At 72.3% G+C, this 12,655-nt stretch carries 11 protein-coding genes; 1 reads left to right on the top strand and 10 read right to left on the bottom strand.

All coding sequences use genetic code 11. The features are described 5' to 3' along the window. Positions 1 to 21 precede the first annotated feature (21 nt). The 10 genes from PV364_RS02585 to PV364_RS02540 all read right to left on the bottom strand — a co-directional run bounded on the left by PV364_RS02585 (position 22) and on the right by PV364_RS02540 (position 11,327). Positions 22 to 1,143 (bottom strand): polyprenyl synthetase family protein, encoded by a 1,122-nt coding sequence (locus PV364_RS02585; protein ID WP_319657922.1) that lies wholly within the window; start codon positions 1,141 to 1,143, stop codon positions 22 to 24. Beyond that, positions 1,140 to 2,597: a hydroxysqualene dehydroxylase HpnE gene (hpnE, locus tag PV364_RS02580; RefSeq protein ID WP_319657921.1), complete on the bottom strand. Its 1,458-nt coding sequence runs from the start codon at positions 2,595 to 2,597 to the stop codon at positions 1,140 to 1,142. Before hpnE ends, PV364_RS02585 begins: the two co-directional genes overlap by 4 nt. Before the next feature lie 186 nt (positions 2,598 to 2,783). Further along, positions 2,784 to 3,692, bottom strand: a complete 909-nt coding sequence (gene hpnD, locus PV364_RS02575; protein ID WP_319658342.1) for a presqualene diphosphate synthase HpnD — start codon at positions 3,690 to 3,692, stop codon at positions 2,784 to 2,786. Positions 3,693 to 3,718: 26 nt separating this feature from the next. After that, a complete protein-coding gene (gene hpnC, locus PV364_RS02570; protein WP_319657920.1) occupies positions 3,719 to 4,657 on the bottom strand; it encodes a squalene synthase HpnC in 939 nt (312 codons plus the stop codon). A gap of 394 nt (positions 4,658 to 5,051) precedes the next feature. After that, positions 5,052 to 5,981, bottom strand: coding sequence for an ABC transporter permease (locus PV364_RS02565; RefSeq protein WP_319657919.1), 930 nt, complete (start codon positions 5,979 to 5,981; stop codon positions 5,052 to 5,054). A 77-nt stretch (positions 5,982 to 6,058) separates the two neighbouring features. After that, entirely contained in the window at positions 6,059 to 6,904 is an 846-nt protein-coding gene (locus PV364_RS02560) for a glycosyltransferase family 2 protein (RefSeq protein WP_319658341.1), read from the bottom strand. A 53-nt stretch (positions 6,905 to 6,957) separates the two neighbouring features. Beyond that, positions 6,958 to 7,743, bottom strand: coding sequence for a CDP-alcohol phosphatidyltransferase family protein (locus tag PV364_RS02555; RefSeq protein WP_319657918.1), 786 nt, complete (start codon positions 7,741 to 7,743; stop codon positions 6,958 to 6,960). Continuing rightward, on the bottom strand, positions 7,721 to 8,782 hold the full coding sequence (locus PV364_RS02550) for an iron-containing alcohol dehydrogenase family protein (protein ID WP_319657917.1): 1,062 nt from the start codon (positions 8,780 to 8,782) through the stop codon (positions 7,721 to 7,723). Before PV364_RS02550 ends, PV364_RS02555 begins: the two co-directional genes overlap by 23 nt. Then, positions 8,770 to 9,519: a phosphocholine cytidylyltransferase family protein gene (locus PV364_RS02545; RefSeq protein ID WP_319657916.1), complete on the bottom strand. Its 750-nt coding sequence runs from the start codon at positions 9,517 to 9,519 to the stop codon at positions 8,770 to 8,772. The genes PV364_RS02550 and PV364_RS02545 overlap by 13 nt, the downstream gene beginning before the upstream one ends. After that, positions 9,516 to 11,327: a DUF5941 domain-containing protein gene (locus PV364_RS02540; RefSeq protein WP_319658340.1), complete on the bottom strand. Its 1,812-nt coding sequence runs from the start codon at positions 11,325 to 11,327 to the stop codon at positions 9,516 to 9,518. The genes PV364_RS02545 and PV364_RS02540 overlap by 4 nt, the downstream gene beginning before the upstream one ends. Positions 11,328 to 11,565: 238 nt before the next feature. Between PV364_RS02540 and galE the strand changes: the two genes are divergently transcribed. Next, on the top strand, positions 11,566 to 12,552 hold the full coding sequence (galE, locus tag PV364_RS02535) for a UDP-glucose 4-epimerase GalE (RefSeq protein WP_319657915.1): 987 nt from the start codon (positions 11,566 to 11,568) through the stop codon (positions 12,550 to 12,552). Positions 12,553 to 12,655 lie beyond the last annotated feature (103 nt).

Raw genomic sequence — 12,655 nt, 5'->3', positions numbered from 1 at the left:
TACTGCGCTCCACCTACGTCCTTACTTCTCGCGAACCACCACAAAATCCGCCAGGCCCACGAGCTTACGGCGAACTTCACCCGACATGTCCATTTTGTCGAGTGCGGAAATTGCGGTGGCGTACTGACGTCGGGCCTCCTGGGATGTCCACTCCCGACCCCCAGCCTCCTCGATCAACGCCGCCCTCGTCGCGAACTCTTCCTCGTCGAAGGACTCAATATCATTACGGTCCAACGAATCCGCGGCCTTCGCATCCGCTGCCAGCAGCTCGGCCAGGCGCTCCGAGGCCGGACCCCCCGCGGCCAGCGCGGCCACCACGGGCAACGACTTCTTGCGCTGGCGCAGGTCGCTCCAGGTCTGCTTGCCGGTCGCCGCCGGGTCGCCCCAGATGCCCAGCAGGTCGTCGATGGCCTGGAAGGCCAGGCCCAGGTGGTACCCGTACTCCTCCAGGGCGTCGGCATCCGCCTCGGAGGCGCCGCCGAGCACCGCGCCGATGGACGAGGCGCAGGCCAGCAGGGCGCCGGTCTTGTTGCCCTCCATCTCCAGGCACTCCTGGACGGTGACCCGCTCACGGTGCTCGAAGGAGATGTCCTGTGCCTGACCGTCGATCAGCTTCCGGGTGGCGGTGGTGATCCGCCGGGTGGCCCGGCCGGCCTCCGCGGTGCCCTGCTCCAGCAGGATCTCGTTCGCGAGCGCGAACAGCGCGTCACCGACCAGGATGGCCTGGGCGGGGCCGTGCACCTTCCAGACCGTGTCGCGGTGCCTGCGCTGCTCGTCGCCGTCCATCAGGTCGTCGTGCAGCAGCGAGAAGTTGTGCACCAGCTCGACCGCGACCGCGCCGGGGATGCCGGTCTCCGGGCCCGCGCCCGCGGCCTCGGCGGAGAGCAGGGCGAGTGCGGGACGGACGGCCTTGCCGCTGTCACCGTGGGTGGGGTTGCCCGCGGCGTCGATCCACCCGAAGTGGTAGGCGGCGACGGTGTCCATGGGGGGTGCGAGACGGTCCACGGCGGCGCGCAGCACCGGCGTGGACAGCTCGCGGCCGCGCTCCAGCAGCGCGGTCACGGTCGCTCTGTCGACGCCCGCGTTCATCTGCTCGTGGCCAGCGGTCACATTGTCTCCTCGGGTTGCACTGGTGAGGCTCATGCCGGCTCCAGGCCCTCGATTTCGAAGGGGCGTGGGTCGAAGGGATGGCGGAGTGCGGTCAAAGCTGCTCGGGAGGCTTGCAAACCGCTGCGGACTGCGCTTTCCATGGTCGCGGGCCAGCCGGTGGCAGTCCACGCACCGGCGAGCCACACACCCGGTGCCCGGGTACGGGTCCCGGGGCGCAGGGCGCCGACACCGGGGGCGGGCGCGAAGGTCGCCGTCCGCTCCCTGGTGACGAAGAAGTCGCGGACGACCGCGTCACGCGCGGCCGGGAGCAGGCGCTCCAGCTCGGGCAGGTACCGCTTGCGCAGCTCCGCCACCGGGAGGTCGATCTCCTCCTCGGCCGCGGACTGGGACAGGGCGAGGTACTGGCCGCCGCCGGTGAGCCCGGAGGGCTCCGTACGGTCGAAGACCCACTGCACGGGGCTGCCCAGGGCCGCGAAGAACGGCTGCCGCTGCACCTCGCGGTCGTAGACGACGTGGACGTTGAGGATCGGCGCGGTGCCGATGCGCAGCAGGGCGCCCGGGTCCTCCAGGGCGCCCGCGGGCAGCAGTCCGTGCGCCTCCTGCTGCGGGACGGCCAGCACCACGACGTCGGCGGTGACGCGCTCGCCGCGGCCGGGGCCGGTCTCGGCCTCGACCTCCCAGACCACGCCGCCCTCGCCGCTCCCGCGGGTGTCGGCGGCCGCGCCGGACCGTACCGGCTCGGCCGCGTCCGTGCGGGTGACCGAGGTGACGCGGGCGCGCAGCAGGGTGCGCACGCCCGCCTTGTCCAGGGCCGTGCGGGCCCGGTCGTCGTGCAGCTCGCCGAGCGGACGGGCGGCCCAGCCGATGTCGGCGGCGCCGGGGTCGGAGAGCAGGCCGGTCTTGAAGACCTTCGCGGCCAGCGCGAGCGAGGACCGGTCGGCGGTGGCGTTGAGCGTCGCGACGCCGACCAGGTCCCACAGGGCCTCGATCGTGCGGGGCGACTGCCCGCGCCGGCTCAGCCAGCTGCCGAAGTCCACGGCGTCCAGCGCGGGATCGTCCAGGTCCAGTCCGCGCAGCGCCAGCGCGGCCCGGCCGACGGAGGCGCGCTCGGCGAGCGACAGGTGCGGGTAGGTGGCCAGGCTCGCGGCCAGGTGCAGTGGAACCGGGAGCGCGGCGCGGCGCAACCGGCCGAGCCGCGGTCGCGCGCCGCCGACGTCGAGCACGGGCACGTCGAGCCGGTCCTGCACGGTGACGAGGTCGCTCGCGTCGATCCTGTCGAGGAAGCCGCGGTAGGCGTCGCAGCAGCGCAGGAAGACATGCTGGCCGTTGTCGACGGTCAGGTCGCCGCGCCGGAACGAGAAGGCGAGGCCGCCCAGCCGGGGCCGCGTCTCCAGCAGGGTGACGCGCAGCCCGGCGTCGGCCAGGGCCAGGGCCGCGGTCGTGCCCGCGAGCCCGCCCCCGACCACGACCGCCGTGTGCTCAGCCATGCGCCCTCCCCCTCGGCACGCCCCGCGGGGCGCACCGTACCGTTGCCGACAGTGACGCGCCGGACACGGTGCCGGTTGCCACGCCGGGGCGGAAAAACAGGTTCGTCCGCGGCGGAGCGGATTCCGTGCCCGGTCCGGACGGGCCGCCGGGAGCGGCGGCCGCGCCCGTGGCCGCTGGGGCGGGCGTCACACGCGCCTCCTGGCCGCCCGGCGGGCGTCGAGTCCGGCCAGGCCGCGGGCCGCGACGTACGCCTTCTCGTGGGCGGGCAGCGAGACCCGGCCGCGCAGCACGGCCTCGGGGTCGGCGGCGATGCGCTCCAGCAGCCGGCGGTAGATGCCCGCCATCGCGGAGACGCAGGCGCCGCTGCGGCGGTCCAGCATGGGCAGCAGCCGGTAGCCGTCGGCGAACAGGGCGCGGGCCCGGCGCACCTCGAACTCGATCAGGCCGGCGAAGTCCGCGCCCTGCGGCGGGGTGTCGGAGTGGAATCCCTCCGAACAGCCGAACTTCGCCAGGTCGTTGGCGGGCAGGTAGGTACGCCCGTTGCCCGCGTCCTCGCGCAGGTCCCGCAGGATGTTGGTGAGTTGCAGGGCGAGCCCCAGGGTGTCGGCGTACTCGGCCGCGCGCTCGCGCTCCTCCGCGGAGGTCGCCGTCCCGAAGACGCCGAGCGAGAGCCGGCCGATGGCGCCGGCGACACAGCGGCAGTAGGCCGCCAGGTCCTCCCAGGTCTCGTAGGTGTCGCCGCGCAGGTCCATCTGGACGCCGTCGATGAGCTCGTCCAGCCCGCCGAGCGGGATCGGGAAGCGCCGCGCGGAGTCGGCGAGGGCCACCGCCACGGGGTCGGTGTCCTCCTCGGTGACCTCGCCGGCGCGGACCCGGGCCAGCGCCGCGCGCGTCTGGTCCAGCCTGGCCTGCTTGTCGGCGGGCGCGAGATCACCGTCGCCGATGTCGTCGACCCGGCGGGAGAAGGCGTACAGAGCCGACATCGCCTGCCGTTTGGGGGTGGGCAGCAGCCGGATGCCGTAGGCGAAGTTGCGGGCTTCGTGGCCGGTGACGCTCTCGCAGTAGGCGTACGCCGCGAGCACCGGTCCGGACATGCGATCGGAGCCGTTCACTGTCCGGCTCACCCCTCTCTTCGCAATGTCGACCCCACCTCGCGCAGGAGGCTGTACTTGCCCGCCTTCGGCGGCCCAGGCAGCACGTCGTACCCGGCGTCCGCGATCGCCCGGAGGGCGGCGCGGCCTCCCCCGACGAATCCGGCGAGCAGCAGCTTGAGCCTGCCGTGGACGCTACCCACCAAGGGGGTGCCTTCATTCAGAAGATCGCGGGCGCGTTCCGCCTCATGGGCCACCAGCGCGCGCACCGATGCGCCCGCGGTCGCGGCGGTGAGATCGGTTTCGGTCACGCCGAAGTGCTTCATGTCCTCGGCGGGCAGGTAGATGCGGTCGCGGCCGAGGTCCTCGGTCACGTCCTGGAGGTGCTCGACGATCTGCAGTGCGGTGCAGACCGCGTCCGAGCGGCGGATCCGCTCGGGGGTGGAGGTGCCGGTGATGCCCAGCACGAGGCGGCCGACCGGGTTGGCCGACAGCTCGCAGTAGGCGAGCAGGTCCTCGTACGTGGCGTAGCGGCGGACGAGCTGGTCCTGCCGGTTGGCCTCCACGAGGCCGAGAAAGGGCTCCGGGGTGAGGCCGTGCCGCTGCACGGTCGGCCGCAGGGCGCGGAGCAGGGGGTGCCGGACGGTGTCCGGCGGGCCGTCGAAGACCCGGCGCAGATCGGCCTCGAAGGCGTCGAGCATGGCCACGCGGTCGTCGGCGGCGTCGGCGGGCAGCCCCAGGCGCAGGGCGTCCTCGCGGCCGCCGCCGGCCAGGTCGCCGTCGCCGATGTCGTCCACGAGCCGGGCGTAGCCGTAGACCGCCATGAGGTCACCCCGCCAGGAGCGGGGCAGGAAGAAGGGGGCGACGGGGAAGTTCTCCCTGGTCGCCTTGGCGAGGACGGCCTGTGAATGGGTGTCCGGGGCCGTGTCGCCCGAGGCCGCGGGGCGCAGGCCGGTCACCGTGGACATCCCGGTGTTCGGGCGGTGGGCGCTTTCTCCCCAGGGGTCCACAGAGCCATAGCCGTCACATCCCCCGTTCTACACTGATAGCCCATAACACCCAATTTCGGACACGCCGCTGCCATATCTCCTGCTCCGGGCCACCGCGCACCCGAACCGACTCTCCGGACGTATCACCTGAGATCCGGCGATTGAGTACCGCTACAGCTTACGGCGCAGGGCCACCCCGGCGTGCGCCGGGGTGCACAACGATGTCGATCCGCAAGCTCCAACGCACATTCGGAGGGTTGCCTTCCAGGGTGCTGGCAAAGTCCCGTAAAAATCAGGAGCCACACAGGTCCCGAATGACCGTTTCGACCGCACGCCTCACTACAGCGGGGCCAACACGTGGTGAATTTCGAGGTCAGCCGCGGCCGTACCGCTCCTCGGCCTTCCAGAAGTACACAAAACCGCCGACACCCATCGCCAGAGCCCAGCCCAGTGCGACGGCCCAGACATGCGGGGGCAGCTGGTCCGCGGTGAAGCTGTCGATCAGCGCGAAGCGTACGAGGTCGATGTAGACGGCCGCCGGATTGAGCTGCAGGGCCAGCTGGACCGGCGCCGGGGCGTGGGCCGTGAAGTGCGTGATGCTGTACATCACGCCCGAGGTGTACATCCACGTGCGCAGGATGAACGGCATGAGCTGCGCCAAGTCGGTCATCTTGCTGCCCAGCCGTGCCATGACCATCGCGAGTCCCGCGTTGAACAGCGACTGCAGCAGCAGCGCCGGCACGACGAGCAGCCAGGCCGTGCGCGGCACCTCACCGGTCATGAGCACGATGGCCAGCAGCACGAACATCGACATCAGCAATTGCTGCAACTGCACGAGCGTGAGCGCCAGCGGCAGCGAGGCCCGGGGGAAGTGCAGCGCCCGGATCAGGCCGAGGTTGCCGGAGACCGAGCGGACCCCGGCCATCACCGAGGACTGCGTGTAGGTGAAGACGAAGACCCCGGTGACCAGGAACGCGATGAAGTTGTCCACGCCGCGGTCGGTGCCGAGCAGCAGGCCGAAGATGAAGTAGTAGACGGCGGCGTTGAGCAGGGGCGTCAGCACCTGCCACAGCTGGCCCAGCCGGGCCTGGGTGTACTGCGCGGAGACCCGGGCCCTGGCGAACGACGAGATGAAGTGCCTGCGGCCCCACAACTGCCGCACGTAGGCGGGCAGTCCCGGCCGGGCGCCGCTGACGGCGAGGCCGTACTTGGCCGCGAGCTCGGCCGGGGTCAGACCGTCGTCCGCGGACGACGCCGATCCGGCACCCGTGGCGACCGTACCGTCGTGCGTTGTCTCGCTCACTGTCGACACTTTCGTCCCGTGGGTGCGCGTCCGGCGGGGGCACCGGACGCGCCGTGTCCTGTCGACTTTCGAGCTTGTCAGATGATCGGGGGCCGGCCCAGTCGGGCGAGCCGCCAGACGGTGGACCACCGCATGGGCCGGCGCGGGCCGCAAGGGGTCGTCCAGCCCTCCCGGAACCCGCCGAACCAGGCGCGCAGCGCCGGTCGCGACGGCCGCCGCAGCAGGGTCAACAGCATCCAGACGCCCAGGTACGCCGGTATCAGCGTCCAGGGCAGATTGCGCCGGGCGAGCCACACGCGGTTGCGGGCCACCATGCGGTGGTAGACCGCGTGGCGGCTCGGGGCGGTCAGCGGGTGGTAGAGGACCATGTCCGAGCGGTAGTCGATCAGCCAGCCCGCGTCGAGGGCCCGCCAGGCGAGGTCGGTCTCCTCATGGGCGTAGAAGAACTCGTCCGGCAACCCGCCGACCTGCTGGAAGACCTTGGTCCGGACGGCATTGGCGCCGCCCAGGAAGGTCGTGACACGCGAGGAGCGCATCGGGTCGGAGGCCCGCAGCCGGGGGACGTGGCGGCGCTGGGTGACGCCGGACTCCGGATCGGCGATCCGGAAGCTGACGATGCCGAGGTGGGGGTCGTCGGCGAAGGCCTCACGGACCAGGACCGCGGTGTCCTCGTTTGGCAGCAGCCCGTCGTCGTCCAGGAACAGCAGGACGTCGACGTCCCGGCCGCCCGGCCCGAAGACCTCGATGCCGACGTTGCGTCCGCCGGGTATGCCCAGGTTCTCGGGCAGTTCCACGGACCGCACGCCGGGCGGCAGCTCGGGCAGCGGCGAGCCGTTGCCGACCACGGCGACCTCTATCGCCGGGCCGGTCTGCTTGGCGACCGAGTCCAGCAGGTCGCGCAGCTCCTCCGGACGGTTGCCCATGGTGATGATCACCGCGCCGAGGCGGACGGATTCCGCCGACGTCCCCACCGCGCTCACCTCAGCCTGTTCGACGCGAGGATCGAGACCAGGTGCAGCAGCGTCTGCAGGACGGCTATGGCGGCCAGGGCGCACACCGCGATCCGGGTGAACAGCAGGTCGCCGTGGAAGGAGTCCGCGACACCGGCGGCCAGGATCAGCAGCGAGGCCTCGACCCCGCCGACCAGGCGGTGGAACTTCAGGGCGGCCGCGGCACGGCGGGCCAGCGCCAGACCGGACGAACGCGGCACGGAGGCCTCGTCCTGCACCGCGGGCAGGCCGCTGCGGGCGCGGGCGACGTCCACCAGGTCGGTCTCCGCCTTGATCAGGATCGCGCCCAGCGCGGCCAGCGTCCCGAGGAACGCCCAGCCCCACTGCGTGCTCGCGCCGTCCCGGTGGAACAGGTCGGCGGCGCGCACGCCGAAGCCGATCAGCAGCGCGGCCTCGGACAGGTAGTGGCCCACCCGGTCCAGGTACACGCCGGTGATCGAGGTCTGCTTGCGCCAGCGGGCGACCTCGCCGTCCACGCAGTCCAGCAGCAGGTACAGCTGGATCAGCAGTGCCGCGGCCACCGCTCCGACCGGCCCCGGCACCAGGAGTGCCGCGCCGGCCGCGATGCCCGCGACGATCATCAGATACGTGAGCTGGTTGGGCGTCACCCGGCTGTTCACCAGATGGCGGGTCCAGCGCAGGGAGATCTCGCGCATGTAGATGCGCCCGGCCCAGTGCTCACCGCTGCGGCGGTCCTTCAGCCCTGCGGGGTGAACGACCGGGCGCAGTTCAGCTACCGATGGTTTTGGCATAGTCGGCGTATGCGTCCCTGATCTCGTCGGTGGAAAGTTCCAGGTGCTCGAGGATCGTGTAGCGCCCCGGGCGGGTCTGTGGTGCGTAGGCGACGGCCTCGACGAACTCGTCCTCGGTGAAGCCGATCTCGCCCGGCGTGACCGGCAGTCCATGAGTGCGCAGCGTCTCCGCGAAGAGCTTCGACTGTTCCTCGGCGCCGCGCAGGAACATCGCGAACGCGGCGCCGATGCCGACCTGTTCACCGTGGGCGGCGGCGCGCCGCGGGTGGAGCAGGTCGATCGCGTGGCTGATCTCGTGACAGGCGCCCGAAGCGGGCCGGCTGTCACCGCTGATCGACATGGCGATACCGGTGAGCACCAGCGCCTCGGCGAGGACGGTCAGGAACTCGTCGTCCCCTATGCCTCCGGGGTGGCGCAGCACGGACTCGCCGGCGGTACGGGCCATCGCGGCGGCCAGGCCGTCGATGGGCTCACCCGTCTCGCGGTGGGACAGCTCCCAGTCCGCGATGCAGGAGATGTTGGAGATCGCGTCGCCGATGCCGGACCGCACGAACCGGGCCGGGGCCTCGCGTACCACGTCGAGGTCGATCACCATGGCGATCGGGCTCGGCACGCCGTAGGAGCCGCGGCCGTTGTCGTTGTCCAGCGTGGACACCGGCGAGCACAGGCCGTCGTGCGCCAGGTTGGTCGCGACGGCCACCACCGGCAGGCCGACGCGGGCGGCCGCGTACTTGGCGGCGTCGATGATCTTGCCGCCGCCCAGGGCCACCACGGCGTCGTAGCGCTTGCCGCGCATGGCCTCGGCGAGTCCGACGGCGCCGTCGATGGTGCCGCCGGCCACCTCGAACCACTCGGCGCCGGGCAGCGCCGGGGCCAGCCGCTCGCGCAGCACCTGGCCGGAGCCGCCGCTGACCGCGACGGCCAGCCGGCCGGAGCTGGATATCCGCTGGTCCGCCAGGACGACCGCCAGGTCGTCGAGTGCCCCGGCACGGATGTCGACGACGACCGGCGAGGGTATGAGCCTCGTCAGTACCGGCACGCGATCTCCCGGGCCCGGTTCAGGTCGTCGTGGTTGTCTATCTCGACCCAGGGGACCTCGCCGATGGGCGCGACGTCGACGCGCAGGCCGCGGTCGACCAGTTCCTGGTAGCCGTCCTCGTAGTACAGCTGCGGGTCGCGCTCGTAGGTGGCCTTCAGCGCGTCGGCCAGGTCGGCGGCGGCGGCGCTCTCGATGAGCGTGACGCCGATGTACTCGCCGGTGGCCGCGGCGGGGTCCATCAGCTTGGTGATCCGCCGCACGCCCTGCCCCTCGGCCGTGACGACCTTCATCTCCTCGTCGGCCAGTTTCTTGACCGTGTCCAGGGCCAGGATGATGCGGCGGGCGCCGCCGCGGGCCTCCAGCAGGGTCTGCTCGACGGAGACGGGGTGCACCGTGTCGCCGTTGGCGAGGATCGCGCCCTCGGCCAGCACGTCACGGGCGCACCACAGGGAGTAGGCGTTGTTCCACTCCTCGGCCTTGTCGTTCTCGACGAGGTGGAGCTTGACGCCGTACTTGGCCTCCAGCGCGGTGAGGCGCTCGTGCACGGCCTCCTTGCGGTAGCCCACGACGACGACGGCATCGGTCAGCCCGACCTCGGCGAAGTTGCGCAGGGTCAGGTCCAGGACCGTTGTCCTGCCCTCGCCCGCCGGGTCCACCGGCACCAGGGCCTTGGGCAGGGTGTCGGTGTAGGGGCGAAGACGCCGTCCGGCGCCGGCCGCCAGCACGAGGCCGATCATGCGGGTTCTCCTGTTTCGTCGTGCAGGGCGGGCGCCCCCGAGGACACCCAGAAGCGGATGCTCTCGGTGAGCACCAGCAGGGCTGGTACGACGGCGAGAACCGTCAGCGCCACCGTGAATCCCGTGCTGTGCGCCAGGGCCACGGACGCGGCCGCGACCAGCAGCGTCCTTCCCTCGTGCCCGCCCGTCGCGCGTACCAGGGCCCGCGGGGGCGCCCCGGTACCGCCGCGGATGCGGTACACCGTGTCGTAGTGATGGTAGGCGACCGCGGCAACCAGACAGAAAGCCGCCGGCAAGGCCCCGTTCACATCGGAGACGGCCGCGAGGGCCAGCACGGTGCCGTACTCGGTCACCCTGAAGAGGGGCAGGACCAGCCAGTCGAGAGCGCCCTTGAGCGATCCCGCGACCGCGAGACCCGAGGTGACGACGGAGACGGCGGCGGCCGCGAGCGGCCACCAGCTGCCCGCCGGGGCCGCCAGTGACGTGGCGATCATCACTGCCGCGCCCACCGCGGCGGCGGCCGGCAGACCGCGGCCGCGCAGCAGGCGGGCGACGGCCTCGGCGAGGGGCCCGGTGTCGGTGAGCTCGGCCAGCGCGGCGGCGGCGCGGTCGGTGCGTACGGCCCTGCGGGTCAGCGAGCGCAGGACCCGGCCGGCGGTGGTGTAGCAGGCGGCGAAGACGCAGCCGATGATCAGTACCACGAAGGTGACGCGCGGTGTGGCGGCCGCGGTGAGTATCGCGATCAGCGCCCAGCGTTCGCCGATGGGCAGCACGATGATCCTGCGTATCCACACCGTCCAGCCGACCCGGTCGAGCCGGTCGGACAGGGCGGCCGTGGGGCTGGTCTTCGCGTCCGCGTCGTAGTTGGCCTCGGTGAACGCGAAGTCGACCATGTGGCGGCAGGTCTGCAGGACCATCGCGCCGAGGGCGAGCGCCCACACGTCGTCGCTGCCGCCGCCGCGGGCCGCGCCGAGCGCGAGGCCCGCGTAGTACGCGTACTCCTTGGCACGGTCGAAGGTGGCGTCGAGCCAGGCGCCGAGCGTGGAGTACTGCAGCGAGTAGCGGGCGAGCTGCCCGTCGGTGCAGTCCAGTACGAAGGACGCGATGAGCAGCACACCCGCCGCGACGAACCCGGGACGGGTGCCGGTGGCGGCGCAGGCGGCGGCGACCAGGGCGACCAGCAGGGAGGCGGTCGTCACCTGGTTCGGCGTGAGCCCGTGCCGGGCACACCAGCGCGCGAGGTAGCGGGAGTAGGGGCTGATGAAGTGCGTGGTGAAGAAGCCGTCCTCGGACTTCACGGCGCTGCGCAGGCGCACCGCCTCGTCGTCCACGGCGGCGACGGCCTCGCCGGCCCGCACCCGCTCCTCCGCGTCGGCCGGTACCCGGGCGACCAGGACGCCGAGTTCCGGACGCCGCACCGCGACGCCCTCGGCGTCCAGCGCGACAGCGAGCTCGTCGGGCAGGCTCGCGGTGACGGCGACGGCGGTACCGCCCGCGACCCGCTCCCGGTCGCCGGCCGGCGCCAGCGCCCGTACGAGCGCGGGACGGGCGGCCGGCTGGACGGACAGGGCACCCGGCACGGCGGCGGCGTCGAAGCGGGGGTCGGTCAGCGCGAGCCGCAGCGCGTGCACATGGCCGACGAAGCGCGGGTCGACGACCGCGACGCGCTCGGCGGGCGGGACGGCGGCGAGGCGTGCCGCGAGGGCACCGGCGTCGTCCGCCGCGACCACGTCGAAACCGAGGCCGCGCAGGTCGCCCTCGATCGGTGAACCCGCGACCGGCGGACCGGTGAGGATGGCGGTCGACAGACGGACTCACTCCCTGGGACACACAATGGACGGGCGGGCGGCGCCGGGCTCCGGACATGCCCGCCGGTCACCCGGGCGCGCCATGTCAGGGCGGCTGCGACGGCCGAGGGTATCGGATTCCCGGAAGGTTCCGTTCATCGACTGTTTCCCTGACCTTCGCGCAGGTGGCGCGATCATCATCACCGGTCGCGGGCGAAGGGACAACCCCCGGTGCGCATCCGCCGATAGGGTGAGCGTCATGACGTGGCTGATCACAGGTGGCACGGGATTCATCGGCTCCCATGTCGTGCGGGCGATGACCCGCGCCGGGGAGCGCGTGGTGGTCTACGACGACGGCTCGGCGGGCGTGGCCTCCCGGGTCCCTGCCGACGTGCCGAGGGTGACCGGTTCCACACTCGACCGGGACCTGCTGGACCGCACGATCGCCGAACACGGTGTCACGGGTGTCGTGCACCTGGCGGCGCGGAAGCAGGTCGGCGAGTCCGTGGAGCAGCCGCTGCGGTACTACCGGGAGAACCTGGGCGGCCTCGGCACTCTCCTGGAGGCGGTGGCGGCGGCCGGGATCGGCCGTTTCGTCTTCTCCTCCTCCGCCGCGGTGTACGGCCTGCCGGACGTGCCGCTGGTGACCGAGTCCACGCCGTGCCTGCCCATCAGCCCCTACGGGGAGACCAAGCTGGCCGGCGAGTGGCTGGTGCGGGCGGCGGGCAGGGCGCACGGGATCTCCACGGCCTGTCTGCGCTACTTCAACGTGGCGGGCGCGGCCGTGCCGGAGCTCGCCGACACCGGGGTCTTCAACGTGGTCCCGATGGTGTTCCAGAAGCTCACCGAGGGCGAGGCCCCGCTGATCTTCGGCGACGACTACCCGACCCCCGACGGCACGTGCGTGCGTGACTACATCCACGTCGAGGACCTGGCCGACGCCCACCTGGCGGCCGCCCGCTGGGTCACCGGCCGCGAGGCCGCCGAGGACCTGACCGTCAACATCGGCCGCGGCGAGGGCGTCTCCGTCCGTGAACTGATCGACCTCGTCACCGAGGTCGCCGGCTACCCGGAGGTGACGCCGGTGGTCACCCCGCGGCGTGCCGGGGACCCGGCGAGCGTGGTGGCGTCGGCCGAGCTGATCCGGAAGGAACTGGGCTGGACCGCCGTGCGCGGGGTGCGGGAGATGGTCGAGTCGGCGTGGCAGGGCTGGTGCCTGCGCCATCCGGAGGCCCGCCGCCCCTGACTCCGCGCCGTTCTCCGGAACACGCCCCGTACCCGGACCATCGCCGCAGGTCACCGCACATGACAACGGTGACCAGTGGCGAGTTGCCCACGGACGGTCACCG

Source organism: Streptomyces sp. MI02-7b, assembly GCF_033793585.1.
GTDB lineage: Bacteria > Actinomycetota > Actinomycetes > Streptomycetales > Streptomycetaceae > Actinacidiphila.
This window is presented reverse-complemented; position numbering and strand designations above follow the sequence as displayed.